A 20686-nucleotide genomic window follows, 5' to 3' on the forward strand; every position below is an offset into this window, starting at 1 on the left:
TGGGCGATGTGTATGCACCAAGGGTAGGCCGGGCTCCCCGACCGCTACCTGACGCCGCGGGTCAGGTAGCTGTCACCCGAAGAGTGACGACGTGCGTGCTTGTGCGCGCGTCAGGCCTTGTACTTGATCGAGCAGCCGTAGGGCCGCGTCGTGGCGGCCGAGATCGGCTTGCCGCCGAAGGCTTCGCCCAGCGCCTGGTTCACGTAGTTGGTGGCGGTCTTGATGTCGTCCGCGCGCGCCGAGGCGATGCTGTCGATGCCGCCCGCATACACCAGCGTGCCCTTCGGGTCGATGATGAAGATGTGCGGCGTGGTGCGCGCGCCGTAGACCTGGCCGATGACGCCGTCTTCGTCCATCAGCACCGCGGTGGGCGCGGCCGATTGCGACTTCATCCAGGCATCGAGCGCATCGGCCTTCAGGTAGTCGCTCGCGGCGCGTTCGGTGGAGTTGATGGCCAGCCACACCACGCCCTTGTCGGTCGCGGCCTTCTGCGTGGCGGGCATGTTGCCGCTGCCATAGTGCTTGCGCACGAAGGGGCAGCCGGGGTTGGTCCATTCGAGCACCACGAACTTGCCGGCAAAGTCCGAGAGCTTGTGCTTGGCGCCGGTGGTGTCGACGGCGACGAAGTCGGGCGCCTTCTGGCCCACGGCCGGTGCGGCGAAGGCGTTGGTGCCCATCAGGAATGCACCGCCGAGCGCGACAGCAGCAGCGACGACGGCACGGCGGGAGGCTCGGCTCAGGGCGGCGCGGGCATGGCGCGCGGCACGAAGGGAACGCGAGTCGGAGGTTGGCGAAAGAGACATGGCCAGCGTGAGCTCCATTAGAAAATTCCAAACGACAACTGCAGCTTAGAACCGTTTCTTCCAGTGCATGTGACAACCCATGTCACGCAGGTGGTCAAAGCGCAGCAAGTGCGGCGCGGACCTCGTCTTTACCCAAAATTTCAGTCAGCACGACCGGCGCCTTGCCCGGCGCCTGCAGCACATAGACCGGCACGCCGCTGCGGCCGAGCGCGGTGAGCGCGGCGGTGATGGCGGGGTCGCGGCGGGTCCAGTCGGCGCGCAGCATCGCGACCTTCTTGGCATCGAAATCGGCCAGCACCTCGGCATCGGCCAGCGTGCGCTTCTTGTTGTACTGGCAGGTCACGCACCAGGCGGCGGTGAAGTCGATGAACACCGGTTGCCCGGCGCCCGAGAGCTCGCTCACTCGCTCGGCCGACCACGGCTGCCAGCGCTGGTTGGCGGTGCCGGCCGCGGCCAGCTTGGCCGGCTCTACCACTTGCAGGATGTTGCGGCCGATGGCGCCGGTCAGCACCGCGGTGAAGGCGACCAGCACGGTGGCGATCACCAGCCGCGTGCGGCCGCGCAGCGTGAACGCCCAGACGATGGCGGCCAGGCACACCAGGAGCGCGAGCAGCGTGCCCGCGCCGTCGATGCCGCTTTGCTGGCCAAGAATCCAGACCAGCCACGCCACGGTGGCGAACATCGGAAAGGCCAGCAGGCGGCGCAGCGTGCCCATCCACGGTCCCGGCTTGGGCAGCAGGTAGGCGATGGCGGGCACGAAGCCGGCCACGAGGTAGGGCAGGGCGAGGCCGAGGCCCAGCGCCGCGAACAGCAGCAGTGCCTGCGCGGCCGGCAGCCCGATCGCGAAGCCGAGCGACACGCCCATGAAAGGCGCGGTGCAGGGCGAGGCGATCACCACGGCGAGCACGCCGGAGAGGAAGTCGTTGGCCAGCGGATGCTTGGCCTGCGCGCTGCAGACCGACGATGGCGCCGCGCGGCCGAACTCGAACACGCCCACGAGGTTGAGGCCGATCAGCGTGAAGAGCCCCGCCAGCACCGCCACCACGCCCGGCGACTGCAGCTGGAAGCCCCAGCCCAGTTGCGCACCGGCCGCGCGCAGCGCGAGCATCGCGCCGCCGAGCGCGAGGAACGACAGCATCACGCCGCCCGTGTACGCGAGGCCCGCCTTGCGGTGCGCGCTGGCGTTGCCGGCCTGGCGCGCGAAGCCCAGCACCTTGATCGCGAGGATCGGGAACACGCAGGGCATCAGGTTCAGCAGCAGGCCGCCGAGCAGCGCGCCCAGCAAGGCCATGGCGAAGGTGCCGGTGGGTTGAGCGGGCAGGTCGGCGGGCGATGCCGATGCGGCGGCGTTGGCGGCGTTTGCAGCAAGCGCGGCCTGCAGGGCCGGCGACACCTCGGCGCGCGCCGGCGTGGCGACGGCGGGCCAGGTGCCCGCGACCGGCGCTTCGGTGCGCCACGCCATCGGCTGGCCCGGCTGTCGGTCGGCTTCGGCGAGCGCGACCACCAGCGGCATCACCGTCGGGCTCGCGCTGCGCTGGTCGGCCAGCGGCATCGTCGCGGTCCAGGTGCCGCCTTGCCAGCTTTGCGTCCAGTCCTTGCCGGAGACGGCCGCGGTGCGGATCACCTCGGGGGTCTCGGGGAAGAAGGCGAGCGTCTTGCCTTGCACGGCGGCCGGCAGGCCTTCGAGCTTCACTTGCAGGTTGTTGCCATTGACCTCGATGCCGCCCGGTTTGGCGAGCGGCTGGGGCTGGGCGGCCTGTGCCGCATCGAACTCGGCCTTGTGCAGTGCGGTCGAGCCCTGCAGCGGCAGCGAGAGGGTGAACTCGCCCTCTTCGGGGATGCATTCCTTGCGGCAGACCAGCCAGGAGGCCTTGAGCTTCACGTCCATCGCGGGCGTGCCGCCTGCGAGCGCCATCGGCGGCTTGTAGAGCGTCGACACCTCCAGCGGCACCGGCAGCAGCACGGTGTTCTCGTAGCCGTAGTTGGCGAGGTTGCCGACCGGGATCTTCTCGGGCACCGGCCAGGCGATTTCGCCGGTCGAGACGCCGGCGGGCAGCGTCCAGGTCAGCTCGGTGGGAAGGCCCGAATCGCCGGCGTTCTTCCAGTAGGTGTGCCACTCGGGCTGGTGCGTGATCTGCAGGCCGACCCAGGCTTGTGCGCCGGGCGCCACGCCATCGGGCGCATGCGCAACCAGTTCGGCGCGCACATGAGAGGTGGTGACGACGGCCCCGGTCTTGGAAGCCAGTTGTGCCGCGGCCGGCATGCTGGCTGCGGAGATTGCTATCAGAAGCGTAGCGAAATGGATGCGCGAGAGGATCATGCCGTCAGTCGGAGCAATTGGGCAGGGCTAAGTTCCGGGGGGCGTCAGGCTGCCGCGGCCGCCCAGCCGAGCACCACGCGCCGGCTGTTGGCGCTCTTCTTCTCGATCTTGGTGACGACCACGGTCCCGATCTCGGCGGTGTTCGCAACATGCGTGCCGCCGCAGGGCTGGAAGTCGATCTGCGTTTCACCCTCGCCACCGATGCGGATGGTGCGCACCGTGCCCGTGCCGCGCGGCGGCTGCACGCTCATGCTCTTGACCAGCGCCGGGTTGGCGTCGAGCTCCTCGTCGGTGATGGCGCCCACGGTCAGCGGGTGCGCCGCCTCGACCAGCCGCGCGAGGCCGGCGGTGAGCGCTTCCTTGTCGAGCGGATCGGTCATGTGGAAATCGATGCGCGCGTACTCGGGCGTGATCGAGCAGCCGTTCACCGGCACCGGCACCAAATGGCACAGCAGGTGGGAGGCGGTGTGAAAGCGCATCAGCCGGTGGCGGCGCTCCCAGTCGAGGCGGGCGGTGACGGTGTCGCCGGGCTTCAGGGTCGCCAGCAGGTCGGCCTGTTCGGGCGCCGGCACATGGAGAAATTCGTTGGTGGGAAGGCCTTCTTCGTTCTTGGCCTTGCGGGTGTCGACGATGACGACTTCGCGGCCGTCGGCCAGGGCCAGCACGCCGGCGTCTCCCGCCTGCCCGCCGCCCAACGGATAGAACACCGTGCGGTCCAGCACGATGCCGGCTTCGTCGATGCGCAGGATGCGGGCTTCGCAGGTGCGCAGGTAGGCGTCGGCACGGAACAGGTCGTCGGTCATGCGGCGATGGTAGCGGCGATGCGCGATTGGGGTGCGCCCACGCCAGAAAGCGCCCACGACCGACAGCCCCGGGGTGGGCGGCCCATGGATGATCCGCCCGGTATGCGGCCTCCGCCGCGAAGGATCACGCATGAAAGCTCCGCAGCAAGCACCCACCCGCATCGTCCGCGCATCGCAGATATCCGCCCTGGCCGTCGCCACTGCACTGCTGGTGGCGGGCTGCGGCGAGGCCGCCAAGCTGGCGCCCGAGGTCACGACCGGCCCCCGCCCGCAGTTGACCGAGCCGAACAAGACCCTGATTCCCACCGTGAACGTCGCGACCGCCATCGGCTGGACCGACACCGCCGCGCCCACCCCCGCCGAAGGCCTGCGCGTGACGGCATTGGCGCGCGGCCTCGACCATCCGCGCTGGGTCTACACCCTGCCCAACGGCGACGTGCTGGTGGCCGAGAGCAACAAGCCGCCCAAGCCCGGCGGCAGCAGCGACGGCGGCAGCGGCCCGGTCGCCAAGATCCGCAACTGGGTCATGGGCAAGGTCATGGCTCGCGCCGGTGCCGGCGTGCCCAGCCCGAACCGCATCACCTTGCTGCGCGATGCCGACGGCGACGGCGTGGCCGAGGTCAAGCAGGTCTTCATGACCAACCTGATGTCGCCCTACGGCATGGCGCTGGTGGGCAACGAGCTTTTCATCGCGAATGCCGATGCGCTCGTGAAGGTGCCCTACACCGAGGGCGAGACCTCGGTAAAGGCCAATCCCACGCTGGTGACGCAACTGCCCGCGGGCATCAACCACCACTGGACCAAGAACGTGATCGCCAATGCCGACGGCACCAAGCTCTACGTGACCGTCGGCTCCAACAGCAACATCGGCGAGAACGGGCTCGCCGCCGAGGAAGGCCGCGCCGCGATCTGGGAGGTCGATGCGAAGACCGGCGAGAAGCGCCTCTTCGCGAGTGGCCTGCGCAACCCCAACGGCATGGGCTGGGACCCCGACACCAACGTGCTGTGGACCGTGGTAAACGAACGCGACGAGATCGGCAGCGACCTCGTGCCCGACTACCTCACCTCGGTGAAGGAGGGCGCGTTCTACGGCTGGCCCTGGACCTACTACGGCGGCATCGTCGATGCGCGCGTGACGCCGCAGAACCCCGAGATGGCGGCCAAGGCGATCGCGCCCGACTACGCGCTCGGCTCGCACGTCGCGCCGCTCGGCATGACCTTCTCGCACGCGCGCGGCATGCCGCCGGAGTTCGCGAGCGGCGTCTTCATCGGCGAGCACGGTTCGTGGAACCGCAAGCCCAAGTCGGGCTACAAGGTGGTGTTCGTGCCCTTCATCGGCGGCAAGCCGAGCGGGCCGCCGGTGGACATCCTCACCGGCTTTCTTACGGCCGACGAGAAGGCACAGGGCCGGCCGGTGGGCGTGGCGCTCGACAAGAGCGGTGCGCTGCTGGTGGCGGACGACGTGGGCAACGCGGTGTGGCGCGTGTCGCGCGCGAAGCCCAACTGAGTCGGGCCCTCAGCCCCTGCGCGCCGACGACAGCCGCGGGACCAGTTGCGCCGCAGGCCCGTCGACCCGGCGTGTCGCGGTGTCGCCGCGCAGGTGGTCGAACAAGAGCGCGATGGCCTGCTGCGAGACTTCTTCCAGATGCAGGTCCACCGCCGTGAGCGGCGGCACGCTGGTGCGGGCGCGCACGCCGTCGTAGCGCGTCGCGACCATCACGTCGTCGGGAATGCGCCGGCCCGATTCGAGGATCGCCGCGACCGCGCCGGTCGCGAACGCGTCCACCGGCACGCAGAAGCCATCGATGCCGGGTTCGGCCGCCAGCATTGCGAGCGCGGCCTCGCGGCCGCCGTTCTCGCCCTTCACTTCATCGACCAGCGACAGCAGTGGCGCTTGCCCGTGCGCCTCGGCGAAGTCGAGGTAGGCCGCCCGGCCTTCCAGGTACGAGTTGCGCTGCGCCGAGCCGAGGATCATGGCGACTTGGCGGGCGCCCTGCGCATGCAGATGGTCGAGGAGGAGGCGCGTGGTCCGACCCGAATGGATGTCGACGTAGGGCGGCATCGCCGCGCCGCCCGCCACGTCTTCCGCCGGCTTGCCGATGGTGACCACCGGCAGGCCGCGGCGCAACAGATAGTCCAGGTTCGGATCGCCCGCGGAGGGCTCGATGACCAGCGCACCGTCCACGTCCAGCAGTTCCATCGGCACGCGGCCCGTTTCCATCGGCGGGGCGAGCACCAGCGCGAGGCTGCGGTCGAGCGCCGCCGCTGCCGCCACCGCCGCCACTTCCATCATGAAGCCGAGCCGAGAGGGCCCGCCCGCCACCGCGAACGGCATCGACGAGAGCAGCACGATCATGTGCGCCTCGCCCGTGCGCAGCCGCTGCGCGTTGCGGTTCGGGCGGTAGCCCAGCTTGAGAGCCGCCCGCTCGACCCGTGCGCGGGTCTCGGCGTCGACCTGGCCCCGGGCGTTGAGCGCGTGGGACACGGTGGTCGGCGACACCCCCGCTTCCCGCGCCACGTCCTTGATGTTCGCGCGCGGCAATGGATCAGTGCTCATCCCGTTGACCTTTTCGAAAACCGGTGATTCAATTCCCAAATCGTTTTGGGCAAAGTGTCCCGGAATGTACTTCACCCGCTTCGGCGGCTTTTTTTGCCAGTGCGCCCAAATCGATTTGGGTGTTGTCCCGGTTCAAGGATTCCGACCATGTCCCGTGTTTCCGATGCCTCCGCTGCGCCCCCTTCCGTGTCTTCCGCCGCGCCCCCGGCGACCACTGCCGCCACGGCACCCGTCGATGCTGTGCTGCCCCTGTCGCAACTGCTCCTCTTCGGCCTGCAGCATGTGCTGGTGATGGCGGCCGTGCCGATCACCTCGGTGTTCCTCGTGGCCAAGGCGCTGGGGCTGCCCGCGGCGCTCACGGTCAACCTGATCAGCGCCACCTTTCTCCTGTGCGGCGTGGGCACGCTGCTGCAATCGTTCGGGCCCTGGAAGTTCGGCGCGCGGCTGCCGTTCGTGATGGTGCCGGGCGGCGCGCCGATCGTGATGTTCGTGACCATCGCGCAGCAGCGCGACCTGCAGACCGCCTCGGGCGCGGTGATCCTCACGGCGCTGTTCTATTTCCTGGTGCTGCCGGTGTTCGCGCGCTGCCTGCGCTTCTTTCCGAAGATCGTCATCGGCACGCTGCTGCTGCTGGTGTCGATCAACCTCGTGAAGGTGTACGGCGGCATCATCGCGGGCAAGGCCGGCACGCCGACCTTCGCCGATCCGGTGAACATCGGGCTGGCGCTCGCGACCATCGGTTTCACGGTGCTGTTCGCGCGGCTGTTCAAGGGCACGCTGGGTCAGCTCGCGGTGCTGCTGGGGCTCCTGGCCGGCACGGTGCTCGCGGCCGGCTGCGGGTTGATGGACTTCGGCGCGGTCGCCGCCGGCCCCTTCTGGAGCCTGCCGACTTTGCTGCCCTTCGGCATGCCGCGCTTCGATCTCGTGGCGGCCGTGCCGCTCCTGATCTTCAGCGTCATCTCGATGGTCGAGGCCACCGGCCAGACCGTGGCGGTGGCCGAAGTCGTGGGCCGGAAGATCGACCCGCGCGACGCGGTGCCGCGCACCATCCGCGGCGATGCGCTGGTGTCGCTCGCCGGCGGGTTCTTCGGCACCTCGATGATCATCACGAGCGGCGAGAACATCGGCATCGTGCGCGCCACCAACGTGCGTTCGCGCTACGTCACGGCGATGGCCGGCGCGATCCTGGTCCTCATCGCGCTGTCGGCGCCGCTCGGCCGCCTGGCCAGCGCCATTCCCTCGGCCGTGGTTGGCGGCACCGCGATGGTGGTGTTCGCGATCATCGGCACCATGGGCATCGACATGCTGCGCAAGGTCGACCTGCACGAGCGCGGCAACATGTTCGTCCTGGCCGGCGCGCTCACCATGGGACTGCTGCCCATCGTCGTGCCGGGCCTCTACAGCCGCTTCCCCGACACGCTGCAGCTGGTGCTGGGCAACGGCCTGGCCATGGGGTCGCTCACGGCGGTGCTGCTGAACATGGTCTTCAACCGCGTCCACGCCGAGGCGCCCGCAACTGCCGAATTCGCCGAACCCGCCGACATGGCCTCGGCTTCGCACTGAGCCCCGGCTCCTGGTTTCTTTCTCCTGTCCCTTTCCTTTTTCACCATGTCTCCTGAACTCGATGCCGCGCGTCTCGCGGCCGACGAGCTGCTGCTCGTTCCCGACCACCTGATGCTGCGTGACGGCCCTGTCACCGGCCATGCCGTGCATGTGGCCGGCGGGCGCTTTCGCGATGTCGGCCCCGCCGAGGTGCTGGCCGCGCGCCATCCGCACCTCGTGCCCGTGCAACTGCCCGGCAAGCTCCTGATGCCCGGAATGATCGACGCGCACCACCACCTCACGCAGTCCTTCGGCAAGTCGCTGGCGTATGGCGAGCCCTCCGAGATATTTCGGCGCGTGTGGGTGCCGCTCGAATCGAGCCTGGACGACGAGTTCGTCTATCTCGCCTCCAAGCTCGCGGCGCTCGAGTCGCTGCGCGGCGGTTTCACGACGGTGTGCGATGCGGGCACGCGCGCGCCGGGCGACATCGGCTCGGTGGCCGCCGCCGTGCAGGAGGCGGGCCTGCGCTGCGTGCTCGGCCTGATCTGCAACGACGGCGGTAACGACAGCAGCGCGACCGAGCGCGAGGCCATCCGGACGCGGGCCACGCAGTTCCTGCGGGACTGGTCGAACGCGCCGCTGGTGCATCCCTCGCTCGCCATCTCGGTGCCCGAGGCCGCTTCCGACGAAATGCTCGCCGGCGTGTCCGCGCTGTGCGCCGAGGCGCGCACCATCTTCCAGACGCATGTGAACGAACACCTCGCGTCGGTCGAGCGCTCGGTGGTGCAGCGCGGCAAGCGGCCGCTCGAATTGCTCGCGCACCTGGGCGCGCTCGGTCCGCAGGTGCTGATCGCGCACGGCACGCTCGTCACGCCTGCCGAACTCGTGCTGCTGCGCGACACCGACACCGCCGTGAGCTACAACCCCGTCGCCAGTCAGTGGAAGGGCAATGCCGTGGCCCCAGCGAACCTGATGGCCGCGCTGGGCATTCGCTTCGGCCTCGGCACCGACGCCACGCGCAGCGACGCCTTCCGTCTGATGGATGCGGCCGAGGCCGCGCAGAAGCTGGCCTTCGGCATGGCCATCGGCGATGCATCGAGCGGCGGTGGCTGGACCTGGCTCGACCACGCGACGCACGAAGGCGCGCGCGCCGTGGGCCTGGGCCACCTCACCGGCGAGATCGCCGTCGGCAAGGCGGCCGACTTCCTCGTCGTCGATGTCGACACGCCAGAGATGTGCACCTCCGTCGATCTCACCTGGGACCTGGTGCGGCTGGGCAACCGCGACCAGATCACGGCCGTGTTCGTCGACGGGCGCCTGCGCCTGTGGGAGGGCTGGCCGCCCGACTGGGATGCGCGGGCGCTGCAGCAGCGGCTCGCGCGCGCGGCGCATGCGGCCATCGAACGCGCGCCCATCGTGCGGCTTCATCCGACGGCGGCCGAGCACCGCCGCCTGTCGTCCATGGCCCGCGCCCGGAACGCCCAGTGAGCGCGCAGCACCTCTTCCTGGTCTCGCTCGCCGTGCTGTTCGCCGCCTTCGTGCAGGGCGCGACCGGCGTCGGCTTCGCACTCATCGCTGCGCCGGTGATCGGCATCGTGCGTCCCGACCTGCTGCCTGTGTGCGTGCTGGTGCTGATGTTGCCGCTCAATCTCTACGTGATGTGGCGGGAGCGCGGCGCCATCGACCGCACCGGTGCCGGCTGGATCACCGGCGGGCGCGTGCTCGGCACCGCGGGCGGCCTCTGGGTGCTGGCGGCGCTGAGCGCGAGCCATCTGTCGCTGTTCGTGGGTCTCTCGACCATCGCTGCGGCGCTGGTCACGCTGATGATGCCGGCCTTCTCGCCGGGGCGTTCGGCCTTCGTGGCGGCGGGGCTGGTCACCGGCGTCACCGAGACCGCGACCGGCATCGGCGGGCCGCCGCTTGCGCTCGTCTACCAGCACGAACGCGCGCCCACCATGCGCTCGACCATCGCGCTGTGCTTCCTGGTTGGCGAACTCGTGTCGCTCGCCACGCTGATGGCGACCGGCCGCATCGACGGTTCGCAACTGCGCGCCGCGGCCCTGCTGCTGCCCGCGCTGGTGGTGGGCGCGGTGCTCAGCCGCGTGGTGCATCGCCGCGTGAACGGCGGCTTCCTTCGCATCTTCGTGCAGGTCTTCGCGATCGTCTCGGGCCTCGCGCTGCTGCTGCATTCATTCTGAAGCGCCGCGCGCGGCGGCCCATGCCGCGCGGTCCAGCCGGTAGAGCCGGTGCCGGCGCAGCGGGTGGCCTTCGGGCACCAGCGGATGGTCGAAGGCGGCGGCCACGTCTTCGTGCATGCCGATGCGTTCCATCACCGCGGCCGAGCGCAGGTTGCCGACCGCGGTGAAGGCGACGATCTCGTCGAAGCCGAGCCGCTCGAAGCCGACCTGCAACGCGCCGCGCGCAGCCTCGGTCGCGAAGCCCTGGCCCCACGCGTGGCGCGCAAGGCGCCAGCCGATTTCGACGCACGGTGAAAACGGCAGCGCGGCCAGCGGCACGTTCAGTCCGGTGAAGCCGATGAATTCGCCCGTCGCCTTGTGTTCCACAGCCCAGAAGCCCCAGCCGTTCTCGGCGATGCGGGTTCTGCCGCGTTCGACCATCGCATCGCTGTCGGCGCGCGTGGGCAGCGGCAGCAAGAATTCCATGACTTCCGGATCGGCGGCCATTGCGGCGAAGGGGGCGCAATCGCTCTTGCGCCATTGACGCAGGCGAAGGCGGGCGGTGTCGAATTCGATCAGGGGAGCGGTCATGCGGCGATTGTGAATCAGCGTATTTCTATCATGTTGTGATGTAATTAGGACTGCTCCGAACTCCCCTCGCGACACCGGCATCGACGCCGGACCCTGTCGCGCCACACCCCCGCCATGACCCCAGCCTCCCACCCGCCGCGCGGCGACTTCGCGCTCAACGCGCGCCTGCTGCGCATCACCGCCATGGCGATCGTCATCGGCGCCATCAGCACCGTGGCCGCCCGCGTGCTGCTCGACCTGATCCGCTTCTTCACGAATCTCTTTTTCTTCCAGACCTTCTCGCTGGCCGACCGCTCGCCGGCCACGCACACGCTGGGCGCCTGGGTCATCGTGGTGCCGGTGATCGGCGGGCTCATCGTGGGCCTGGTCGCGCGCTACGGCTCCGACAAGATCCGCGGCCACGGCATTCCCGAAGCCATCGAGGCGATCCTGTTCGGCAAGAGCAAGATGTCGCCGAAGGTCGCGGTGCTCAAGCCGTTGTCCTCGGGCATCGTGATCGGCAGCGGGGGGCCGTTCGGCGCCGAGGGGCCGATCATCATGACGGGCGGCGCGATCGGCTCGCTGATCGCGCAGTACTTCCACCTCACCGCCGCCGAGCGCAAGGCGCTGCTGGTGGCGGGCGCCACCGCCGGCATGACGGCCGTGTTCGGAACGCCGGTGGCCGCCGTGCTGCTGGCGGTCGAGCTGCTGCTGTTCGAGCTGCGTCCGCGCAGCCTGCTGCCGGTGGCCGTGGCCTGCGCGGTCGCGGGCTTCACACGGCCGCTCTTGATGGACGCGGGCCCGCTGTTCCCGCTGCAGACCGCTGTGCCCGGCCCGCTCGCGATGCTCTCCTGCATCGTCGCCGGCCTGCTGTGCGGGATGCTCTCGGCCTCCCTCTCGATCTCGCTCTACAAGGTGGAAGACCTCTTCGGCAAGCTGCCGATCCACTGGATGTGGTGGCCGGCCATCGGCGGCCTCGCGGTCGGCATCGGCGGCTACTTCGAACCGCGCGCGCTGGGCGTGGGCTACGACGTCATCGGCGACCTGCTGCACAACCACCTCGCGCTCGGCGTGGTGGCCGCGCTGCTCGCGGTGAAGGCGATCATCTGGGTCATCTCGCTGGGCTCGGGCACCTCGGGCGGCGTGCTGGCGCCGCTCCTGATGATGGGCGCCGGCCTGGGCGTGGTGCTCTCGCACGTGCTGCCCGGCAACGACCCGATGCTGTGGCCGCTGGTGTGCATGGCCGCCACGCTCGGCGGCGTGATGCGCGCGCCGCTCACCGCCACCATCTTCGCCTTCGGGCTCACGCACGACGGCAATGCGCTGCTGCCGCTGCTGACCACATCGGCAGTCGCCTACGGCTTCACCGTGCTCACGATGCGCCGCTCGATCCTCACCGAGAAGATCGCGCGCCGCGGTTATCACATCTACCGCGAATACGGCATCGATCCGCTGGAGCGCCACTCGGTCGAGGAGGTGATGACGCGCGAGGTGCGCAGCATCGATGCGGCGCTGCCCGTGGCCGAAGCGCTCGCGCAGTACTTCGGCGAAGGCCAGGTGCACCGCGCGTATCCGGTGCTGCGCGGCAACGCGGTGATCGGCATGGCCGACCGCGCGATGCTCGCGGCTTTCAGCGTGGGCACCGTGGGCGATGCCTGCGAAGGTTCGGCGCCGCTGTTCGCGCTCGCGGGAGAAAACTGCCGCGTGGTGGCGACGCGCCTCGCGCGCCACCGGCTCGAGCGGCTGCCCGTTGTGAAGGATGCGCAGTCGCTCGCGCTGGTCGGACTCGTCGCGCGCAGCGACCTCATCAAGCCATCGCTCGCGCATTTCGACGAGGAAGAAAAGCGCGAGCGGATGCGCGGCCTGCCCTGGCAGGCCTAGAAGGTCAGAACCCGGCCAGAACGACCTTGCCCTGCGCCTTGCCGCTCTCGATGAGCGCGTGCGCTTTTTTCAAGTTGGCGGCGTTGATGGTGCCGAAGCTCGCATTCGCCGTCGTGCGGATGCGGCCCGCATCGACCAACGCGGCCACCTCCGCCAGCAGTGCGCCCTGTTCGGCGATGTCGGGCGTGGTGAAGCGCGAGCGCGTGAACATCATTTCCCAGTGCAGCGAAATGCACTTCGTCTTCAGCGGCATCGCGTCGAGCACCTTCATGTCGTCGATCACCGCGAGCTGGCCCTGGGGCTTCAAGCTCTCGATGATCTGCGCGTAGTGCTGGTCGGTCTGCGTGAGGCTGGCGACCATGTCGACCTCGCCGATGCCGGCCGCCTTGAGCTCTGCCGCGAGCGGCTTCGAATGGTCGATGACCACATGCGCGCCGAGCGCCAGGCACCACTCGCGCGTCTCGGGGCGCGAGGCGGTGGCGATCACGCGCAGTTGCGTGAGCTGGCGCGCGAACTGGATGAGGATCGAGCCCACGCCGCCCGCACCACCGGTGATCAGGAGCGTCTGGCCCGCGCCGCCGCCCTTGGGCACCCGCAGGCGGTCGAACAGCAGTTCGTACGCGGTGATGGTCGTCAGCGGCAGCGCTGCGGCCTGTGCGTCGTCCAGGCTCTTGGGCGCGATGGCGGCGATGCGCTCGTCCACCGCGTGCAGTTCGGAATTGGCACCCGGGCGAATGATCGAGCCCGCGTAGTACACGCGGTCGCCGACCTTGAAGTTCTTGACGCCGCTGCCGATGGCTTCGACGATGCCGACCGCATCCCAGCCCAGCACCTTGGCCTGGCCGGCTTCGGGCGCAGCGTTCTTGCGGACCTTGGTGTCGACCGGGTTGACCGACACGGCCTTCACGCGCACCAAGAGGTCGCGCGTGCCGGCGACGGGCGCGGGCAGTTCGATGTCCTGCAGCGACTCGGCGTTGTCGATGGGAAGGGGCTGGTAGTAACCGATGGCTTTCATGACGGGACCTTTCTTCTGTAACGATGGCTCGACTGTAGGATGGCAACGGGCATTTGATAAGACTGCCTCGAACAGCAACACTTTCAAATGAAGATTGAAAATACGTCCGACCTGCAGGTGCTGGTGCACACGGCGCGCGGCGGCACGCTCACGGCTGCGGCCCATGCGCTGGGCATCACGCCGGCGGCCGCGAGCGCCACGCTCAAGCGGCTGGAAACGCAGCTCGGCGCGCGGCTGTTCGAGCGCTCCACACGTGCGATGCGCCTCACGCCGCAGGGGCAGACGCTGCTCGACTACGCGGTGCGGGCCTTCGAGCTGCTGGACGAAGGCGAGTCGCTGGTCACGGCGGACCGGGGCGAGCTTGTCGGCACTTTGCGCGTCGCCGCGCCGTCCGACCTCACGCGCAGCACGCTCTTGCCCTGGTTCGATGAATTCCTCGCGCTGCATTCCGGCGTGCAGCTCTCGCTCTCGGTCGGCGACCGGCCGCTGGATGTGATGCGGGACGAGGTCGATGTGGCGCTGCGTTATGGCGCGCTGGCCGATTCGCGGCTGGTGGCACGGCCGTTTGCGATGACGAATCCGCTGCTCACCGCCTCGCCTGAATACCTCAGCCGACATCCCGCGCCGAAGACGCCGCAGGATCTGGTGCATCACAACTGCCTGATCTTCAATCGCGGCGGGCGGCGGCACCGCGTCTGGCGGTTTGCGCAGAACGGGCAGTGGACGGAAGTGCGGGTGAATGGGAACCGCAGCGTGGATGACGCCTCGCTGGCGCGCGAGTGGGCTGTGGCGGGGTATGGCATCACGCTGAAGTCGGCGCTTGATGTGCGGGAGGACGTTCGCAGTGGGCGGCTGGTGCAGCTCATGACGGATTGGCAGACGGAGCCCTACCCGCTGCATGCGCTGCTGCCGAGCGGGCGCTTCGTTCCCGCGCGGGTGAGGGCGTTTGTTGATTTTCTTGCGTTGAAGTTCGAGGCGCTGATGGGGCGATAGGTTTTTTGTTTGAGTGCCGAGGCCGGGTCTCGCCCCGGCGGGCGACTTACTTTCTTTTGCTTCGCCAAAAGAACGTAAGCAAAGAAAAGGCGACCCTGCTGTCTGCGTCCCTCCGCTTCGCTGCGGGCAACCTGCGGTGCTCACGTTCCGCGGGGTCTCGCCCAAACTCGCTGCGCTCAAACAAGGGCGAGCCCTGATCCGCGAAACGCTGCGCTCCTCGGCGCATACAGAAGGGCTTGGGGAACCGGCACGCCATCGCTGCGCTCGGCGACTCCGTCGGGCCTTTGCTTCGCTCGGCTTGAATTGAATTGCTCCCTCTCCCCTCGGGGAGAGGGCTGGGGTGAGGGCAGCGGCGGTCGAACGCCGCGCGGTCAGATCATCGGCGTGACTGCCCCATCCATCGCGACGATCGCGCCCGTCACATAGCTCGCCTTCGGCGACGCGAGGAACACGACGGTGTTGGCGATTTCTTCCGGTGTCGCGATGCGGCCGAGCGGCAGGCGCGCGGTGGCGCGCTTCAGCGCTTCGTCGGTGTCGATGCCCTGCAGCTTCGCATCGGCCTTCATGCCTTCCTGAAGCCGCGCAGTCAGCGTGAGGCCGGGGTTCACGGCGTTCACGCGCACACCCTTGGCCGCGTAGGCGGCGGCCATGCCGGCGCTCACCAGCATCAGCGCCGCATTGGCCGCGCCGCCCGCCATGTGCACGGGGCTCGCGACCTTGCCGCCCTGGCCGATCACGTTGACGATCGCGCCGCGGCCGCGCTGGCCCATGCGCTTGACCACCGGGTCGATCATGTGGATGTAGGTGAAGTACTTCGCGTCCATCGCGTCGTGCCACGCGGTGGGGGTCAGGTCGTCGGGCGGCGTGCGGCGCGCGGCGCCGGCCGAGTTGACGAGCACGTCGACAGGGCCGAAGGCCTTCTCGGCCGCGTCGAGCGCGGCGACGGCGCTGGCCGGGTCCTTCAGGTCGGCGGCATGCACCGAGACCCGGCCATCGGCCTCGGCGAAGCTGTCGATCAGCGTCTTGCGACCTTGCTCCAGGTTCTGCAGGTCGCGCGAGACGAGGCTCACGCGCGCGCCTTCGCGCAAGAACCCCAGCGCGCAGGCGAGGCCGATGCCCTTGCTGCCGCCGGTGATGAGAACGTGCTGGTCCTGGAGCTGGAGGTCCATGGGAATGTCCTTGTCGTGTCGTTGAGGAAAAGGGGCAGGGCCGGGCGCGGCCCGTCGGGGTCGCGTGGATTGAATCACCGCTCTAAGATCGCCGGATGAACGCATCCCCGGTATCCCTGCCCCGCTTCTGGTCTCAACTCACAACGCGCGACTTCGCGGGGCTCGATGTGGCAGCCACCGTGGCGGTGCTGCCGCTGGGCGCCACCGAGCAGCACGGGCCGCACCTGCCGCTGGGCGTGGACACGGTGCTGGCCGACGGCATCGTGGCCGCGTCGCTGCCGCTGCTGACGGCGGCGCTGCCGGTGCTCTTCCTGCCGACCCAGCAGATCGGCCTGAGCCCCGAGCACGCGCGCTTCGCGGGCACGCTCACGCTGTCGGCCGAGACCTTGATCCGCATGTGGAGCGAGATCGGCGCGGGCGTGGCGCGCGCTGGTGTGAAGAAGCTGGTGCTCTTCAATGCGCACGGCGGCCATGTGGGCGCGATGGACATCGTGGCGCGCGAACTGCGCGCGGCGCACGGGCTCATCGTCTACAGCGTGAGCTGGTTCAACCTGCCGCTGGGCGATGCGGGTGCGCAGTTCAGCACGCAGGAGCACCGCTTCGGCGTGCATGCGGGCGAGATCGAGACGTCGATGATGCTGGCGCTGACGCCAGAGCGCGTGCGCATGGGCGAGGCGAAGGATTTCCGTTCGACTTCAGAGACGCGTGCGGCCGACTACGCGATCCTCGGCAACGGCAAGAGCGCCAAGCTCGGCTGGGCGATGGAGGACTACAACGCAGAGGGCGCGGCCGGCAATGCGGCTGCGGCGACTGCGGCCAAGGGGCAAGCGGTGATCGATGCGGCCGCGCAGCAACTGGCGCTGCTGCTGGCCGAGGTGTCGCGCCTGCCGCTGGACACGGCGAACACCCAACCGCTGCCCTGATCCGCCTTCAGGAAGCTCTGGAAGTTCAGGAAGCGCTGCGCGAGAGCACGCCGGCGAACATGTCCGTATCGACATTCCCGCCGCTCACACTGATGCCCACCGTTTTGCCACGCCAGCGCGCCTGCTGCTGAAGCGCGCCCGCCAATGCGGCGGCACCGGCGCCTTCGGCCACGTTGTGGGTGTCGCTGAAAAGGATGCGCATCGCCTCGGCCACTTCGTCGTCGGTGACGGTGATCACGTCGTCGGCTTCGCGCAGGATCACCTCGACCGATTCGGGCACCGGCACGCGGCAGGCCATGCCGTCGGCCAATCGTGTGCTGACCGGCGATTCGACGGGTTTGCCGGCGCGAAAGGAATCGCGGTACGCCGTGGCGTGCGCCGACACCACGCCGATGATCTTTGTAGCCACGCCGCAATGCGCGCGCGCCACGGCCGCGCCGGCAAAGCCGGAGCCGAGGCCGATGGGCACGAACAGCACGTCGGGCGGCGCGTCTTTCAGCGCGCTGAAGAACTCGACATACGCGGTCGAGACGCCACGCACCAGCTCGCGATGGAACGAAGGCACGCGGTGCAGCGCGTCACGCTCGGCCAGCAGGGCCGCGTGCTCCGACGCCGCCTGGAAATCGTCGCCATGCTCGACCAGCTCGACGCCGAGCGCGCGCATCGCGGCGTTCTTCTCTTGCGAGTTGCCGTGCGGCACCACGATGGTCGCGCCGAGGCCGTGCCGCCGCGCCGCGAAGCCGAGCGACTGGCCGTGGTTGCCGCGCGTCGCGCTGATCACATGGCGCACTTCGGGGTGCTCCCGCGCGAGGGTCTCGAAGTAGGTGAGGCCGCCGCGGATCTTGAAGGCGCCGACCGGCGTGTGGTTCTCGTGCTTGGCCCAGAGCGTCGCGCCCAGGCGCTGCGACAGCAGCGGCCAGGTGTATTGCGGGGTCGGCGGCATTGCCGCATGCACGGTGCGCTGCGCGGCTTCGATCTCTTCGCGGGTGAATTTCACTGGCGTCCCTTTGTTGTCTATTTGCGTTCCGTCAGCGCGACCCGCACCGCCAGCGCGGCCAGCACGCTGCCCATCACGTAGCGCTGCGCGCGCAGCCAGCCGGCGCTTTGCGACAGCACGGCCGTGATGCTCGCGGCGCCGAAGATCATCACCGTGTTGACCACGGCGCTGCTCGCCATCTGCGCGATGCCCAACTGCATGCTCTGCAGCAGCACCGAGCCGCGTTCGGGGTGAATGAACTGCGGAAAGAACGACAGGTAGAACATCGCCACCTTCGGATTCAGAAGGTTGGTGAGAAAGCCCATGCGGAACAGCTTGCCCGGCGGATCGGCCGGCAGCGCGCGCGCTTCGAAGGGCGCATTGCCGCCGGGCCGCACCGCCTGCCATGCGAGCCACAGCAGGTAGGCCGCACCCGCGATGCGGATCGCATCGAACGCGAGCGGCACCGCCAGCAGCAGCGCGGTGAGGCCGAGCGCGGCGGCGAACAGGTGCACGAGAAAGGCCATCAGCACGCCGCCCAGCGAAATCATTCCCGCGCGGCGGCCCTGGATCAGCGTGCGCGAGACGCAATAGATCATGTTCGGCCCCGGCGTGAGCGCCAGCAGCAGCGAGGCGAGGGCGAACCAGGCGATTTCGGTGAGGGTCAGCATGCTCAGAGTCCTTGCGATTCGAGGGTGACGATGCCGCGCGGCGTGTCGAGCACGGCGACGAGGTTCGGCGGGCCGGCGTCCACTTGCAGGCCCTTCATGCCGACGGCAGAAAGCGCCGCCGACAACGCCGGCGCACGCGGATGCGCGGCGCGCAGCGAACGCAGGGCGAGGCCGGACGAAGGCATCGCATCGGTCGGATGCACAGCGCCCCACTGAATCAGCGTCGGCAGTGCGCCATAGAAGAGGCGCTGCCCATCGTCGCGTACGGTGATCTGCCATTCGAGCCGGCCGGCCGGCGTGTCGCGCGAAGCCTCGAGCACGCGGCCGCGGTCGATGTGCGCATGCTCCTCGCGGGCCAGTGCCTGCACCGCGGCGTGCGCATCGGGCACGCGCGCCACGAAGTGGATCAACCGCGGGCCGTGCTGCGCGAGCGCGGCTTGCAGCGCCGCGTCGTCCAGGTCGAACCAGCGGCGTGTCTTCGGCCGCGACGGCGCCTTGCGGGGCTCGATCGCGATGATTTCCGCATAGGCCTTCGGATAGGCCTCGCTCGCCACGTTCAGCAGCCGGTTGTGCGTGCCCATCAGCGGATGCGTGCCGCCGGGGCCAGGCGTGATGCCGAGCGTGGCCTCGCACCATGCGACGCCTTCGGCCAGCGAAGGGGCGGCAATCACCAGGTGGTCGACTTCGGCGTGCATGGCGGCGTCCTCGTTCGCGATCAGAGCGTGACGTTGCCGTCGATGCAGGTCACGGCGTCGCCGCCGACCCAGATCTTTCCTTCGGTGTCACGCTCGATGTAGACGCGGCCGGCGCGGCCGAGGCACTGGCCTTGCGCGGCGAGGTAGCGCTCGGGCATGTGGCCGTCGGCGATCAGCCATTCGGCCAGGCTCGCGTTCAGGCTGCCGGTGACCGGGTCTTCCTGCACGCCGATGGGTTCGGCAAAAGCGCGCACTTCCAGGTCGATCTTCGCGCCGTCGTCGTTCGGCGTGGCGGGCCGGTTGCCGAAGGCGCGCGCCTCGCGGTTCGAGCGGCCGATGAGCAGCGAGGTGTCGTGCGCCGCAGGCACGCCCGCCACGCCGGCCTTCACGCCCAGCTCCTTCAGCGCGCGATGGTCGGGCTGCAGCGCCAGAACCGCGTCGGCGTCGTTCAGCAGCAGGCCGAACCAGACAGGTCCGTTGTCCAGAACCTGCGCCGCAACGACCTGCTGCGCCTTCAGGCCCAGGGCGCCGGCCACCTTGGCCAGCAGCGCGGGGCTCGGCGCGCTGCGCTTGAGCGGCGGCGCGGCAAAGGCGAGGCGGTCGCCGTCGCGGCGCAGCGGCACGAGGCCGGCGCCGCATTGCTGCACCACACGGCCGGCCGCCTTGGGCTTGCCGCCCGCCTGCAGCCACGCATGGCAGCTGCCGATGGTCGGATGGCCCGCAAACGGCAGCTCGCCGCCGGGCGTGAAGATGCGCACGCGGTAGTCGGCTGCCGCGTCGGTCGGCGGCAGAAGGAACGTGGTCTCGGACAGGTTCGTCCACTGAGCGAAGCGCTGCATCGCGGCGTCGTCGAGGTCCTGCCCATCGATCACCACGGCAAGCGGGTTGCCGTAGTAGGCGGTGGCGGTGAAGACGTCGACTTGCTTGAAGGGGCGGGATTTCATCGGGTTCATTCGAGGGATAGATCGAGCACGCCGCGCGTGCCCGGTCGGGAAAGAAGGTCGGCGTACCAGCGCTCTACGTTCGGCCAGCTGGGCCGCTGATATTCGGCGGCGGGCAGGCCGAACCAGCGGTGCGCCTCGCAACCGACGGGAATGTCGGCCATGGTGAAGCGCTCGCCGGCCATGTAGGGCTGCTTCGCAAGGTGCGCATCGAGCACCGCGAAGAGCGCCTCGCTCTCGCGCACAGACGCATCGATGAGCGCCGGCTGCCGCTCCGAAGGGGCCGTGCGCACCCACTGGATGAAGGCGTCGCGGCTCGCGCGGTTGAGCGTGGTCTGCTGCCAGTCCATCCAGCGCTCGGCATCGAAGCGCGCGGGCAGCTCGCTCGGGTAGAGGGTGCCGTGCGAGTGCTTCGCGCAGAGGTAGCGCACGATCACGTTCGACTCCCAGAGCGTCACCCGATCGGCACCTTCGCCGTCGTCGATGGCCGGCACCATCGCATTCGGATTGAGCGCGAGGTACTCGGGCGTCTGCACCACGCCGAACTTGCCGCCGGCCTCGGTGCGCTGGAAGTCCAGGCCGAGTTCCTGCGCGCACCACACCACCTTGCGGACGTTGATCGAGCTGATGCGGCCCCAGATGTTGAGCAT

The 20686-nt window shown here is 69.3% G+C and carries 19 protein-coding genes; 7 read left to right on the plus strand and 12 right to left on the minus strand.

Going from position 1 to position 20686, the window contains the following annotated elements:
- Positions 1-110: 110 nt before the first annotated feature.
- From QF040_RS28910 to QF040_RS28920, 3 genes are all read right to left on the minus strand, one after another.
- Positions 111-803 carry a redoxin domain-containing protein gene (locus tag QF040_RS28910; protein ID WP_429613811.1) on the minus strand — a complete coding sequence of 231 codons (693 nt, stop codon included), beginning with the start codon at positions 801-803 and terminating at the stop codon, positions 111-113.
- 94 nt (positions 804-897) lie between these two features.
- Positions 898-3123, minus strand: a complete 2226-nt coding sequence (locus QF040_RS28915; RefSeq protein WP_429613812.1) for a protein-disulfide reductase DsbD family protein — start codon at positions 3121-3123, stop codon at positions 898-900.
- 44 nt (positions 3124-3167) lie between these two features.
- Positions 3168-3926, minus strand: coding sequence for an alanyl-tRNA editing protein (locus tag QF040_RS28920; RefSeq protein ID WP_429613813.1), 759 nt, complete (start codon positions 3924-3926; stop codon positions 3168-3170).
- A 130-nt stretch (positions 3927-4056) separates the two neighbouring features.
- Between QF040_RS28920 and QF040_RS28925 the strand changes: the two genes are divergently transcribed.
- Positions 4057-5433, plus strand: a complete 1377-nt coding sequence (locus tag QF040_RS28925; protein WP_429613814.1) for a PQQ-dependent sugar dehydrogenase — start codon at positions 4057-4059, stop codon at positions 5431-5433.
- Between the two features lie 9 nt (positions 5434-5442).
- Here the strand turns inward: QF040_RS28925 and QF040_RS28930 are convergent, their stop codons facing one another.
- Positions 5443-6483 carry a LacI family DNA-binding transcriptional regulator gene (locus QF040_RS28930; RefSeq protein WP_429613815.1) on the minus strand — a complete coding sequence of 347 codons (1041 nt, stop codon included), beginning with the start codon at positions 6481-6483 and terminating at the stop codon, positions 5443-5445.
- A gap of 147 nt (positions 6484-6630) precedes the next feature.
- Here QF040_RS28930 and QF040_RS28935 point away from each other — a divergent pair, with 147 nt between their 5' ends.
- The 3 genes from QF040_RS28935 to QF040_RS28945 are packed head-to-tail and all read left to right on the plus strand — an operon-like array spanning position 6631 to position 10223.
- Positions 6631-8046: a uracil-xanthine permease family protein gene (locus QF040_RS28935; protein WP_429613816.1), complete on the plus strand. Its 1416-nt coding sequence runs from the start codon at positions 6631-6633 to the stop codon at positions 8044-8046.
- A 45-nt stretch (positions 8047-8091) separates the two neighbouring features.
- Complete coding sequence (locus tag QF040_RS28940) at positions 8092-9513, plus strand: amidohydrolase family protein (RefSeq protein WP_429613817.1); 1422 nt, start codon at positions 8092-8094, stop codon at positions 9511-9513.
- The gene (locus QF040_RS28945) at positions 9510-10223 is read left to right on the plus strand and encodes a sulfite exporter TauE/SafE family protein (RefSeq protein ID WP_306882639.1); all 714 of its coding nucleotides are present in this window, start codon (positions 9510-9512) and stop codon (positions 10221-10223) included. The genes QF040_RS28940 and QF040_RS28945 overlap by 4 nt, the downstream gene beginning before the upstream one ends.
- Here the strand turns inward: QF040_RS28945 and QF040_RS28950 are convergent.
- Positions 10215-10793: a GNAT family N-acetyltransferase gene (locus QF040_RS28950; RefSeq protein WP_429613818.1), complete on the minus strand. Its 579-nt coding sequence runs from the start codon at positions 10791-10793 to the stop codon at positions 10215-10217. The two genes, QF040_RS28945 and QF040_RS28950, sit on opposite strands and share 9 nt — an antisense overlap.
- A 114-nt stretch (positions 10794-10907) precedes the next feature.
- Here QF040_RS28950 and QF040_RS28955 point away from each other — a divergent pair, with 114 nt between their 5' ends.
- A complete protein-coding gene (locus tag QF040_RS28955) occupies positions 10908-12653 on the plus strand; it encodes a chloride channel protein (RefSeq protein WP_429613819.1) in 1746 nt (581 codons plus the stop codon).
- Between the two features lie 4 nt (positions 12654-12657).
- On the opposite strand, the gene QF040_RS28960 is transcribed toward QF040_RS28955, so the two are convergent.
- Positions 12658-13668, minus strand: coding sequence for a zinc-binding alcohol dehydrogenase family protein (locus QF040_RS28960; protein WP_429613820.1), 1011 nt, complete (start codon positions 13666-13668; stop codon positions 12658-12660).
- Positions 13669-13755: 87 nt separating this feature from the next.
- On the opposite strand from QF040_RS28960, the gene QF040_RS28965 reads away from it, so the two are divergent.
- The gene (locus QF040_RS28965; protein WP_429613821.1) at positions 13756-14661 is read left to right on the plus strand and encodes a LysR family transcriptional regulator; all 906 of its coding nucleotides are present in this window, start codon (positions 13756-13758) and stop codon (positions 14659-14661) included.
- 371 nt (positions 14662-15032) lie between these two features.
- On the opposite strand, the gene QF040_RS28970 is transcribed toward QF040_RS28965, so the two are convergent.
- Positions 15033-15830, minus strand: a complete 798-nt coding sequence (locus QF040_RS28970; RefSeq protein ID WP_429613822.1) for an SDR family oxidoreductase — start codon at positions 15828-15830, stop codon at positions 15033-15035.
- A gap of 95 nt (positions 15831-15925) precedes the next feature.
- Between QF040_RS28970 and QF040_RS28975 the strand changes: the two genes are divergently transcribed.
- Entirely contained in the window at positions 15926-16753 is an 828-nt protein-coding gene (locus QF040_RS28975; RefSeq protein ID WP_429613823.1) for a creatininase family protein, read from the plus strand.
- Between the two features lie 25 nt (positions 16754-16778).
- On the opposite strand, the gene QF040_RS28980 is transcribed toward QF040_RS28975, so the two are convergent.
- Genes QF040_RS28980 through QF040_RS29000 form a run of 5 tightly spaced genes read right to left on the minus strand, consistent with a single transcriptional unit; the run spans position 16779 to position 20686 of the window.
- Positions 16779-17750 (minus strand): threonine dehydratase, encoded by a 972-nt coding sequence (locus tag QF040_RS28980; protein WP_429613824.1) that lies wholly within the window; start codon positions 17748-17750, stop codon positions 16779-16781.
- Between the two features lie 17 nt (positions 17751-17767).
- The gene (locus QF040_RS28985) at positions 17768-18400 is read right to left on the minus strand and encodes a LysE family translocator (protein WP_307510833.1); all 633 of its coding nucleotides are present in this window, start codon (positions 18398-18400) and stop codon (positions 17768-17770) included.
- A gap of 2 nt (positions 18401-18402) precedes the next feature.
- Complete coding sequence (locus QF040_RS28990) at positions 18403-19095, minus strand: VOC family protein (protein ID WP_429613825.1); 693 nt, start codon at positions 19093-19095, stop codon at positions 18403-18405.
- Positions 19096-19115: 20 nt separating this feature from the next.
- The gene (locus QF040_RS28995) at positions 19116-20039 is read right to left on the minus strand and encodes a PhzF family phenazine biosynthesis protein (protein WP_429613826.1); all 924 of its coding nucleotides are present in this window, start codon (positions 20037-20039) and stop codon (positions 19116-19118) included.
- A gap of 5 nt (positions 20040-20044) precedes the next feature.
- The gene (locus QF040_RS29000) at positions 20045-20686 is read right to left on the minus strand and encodes a glutathione S-transferase family protein (RefSeq protein ID WP_429613827.1); all 642 of its coding nucleotides are present in this window, start codon (positions 20684-20686) and stop codon (positions 20045-20047) included.

The sequence above is a fragment of the Variovorax sp. W2I14 genome, assembly GCF_050435205.1.
Lineage (GTDB): Bacteria > Pseudomonadota > Gammaproteobacteria > Burkholderiales > Burkholderiaceae_C > Variovorax > Variovorax paradoxus_C.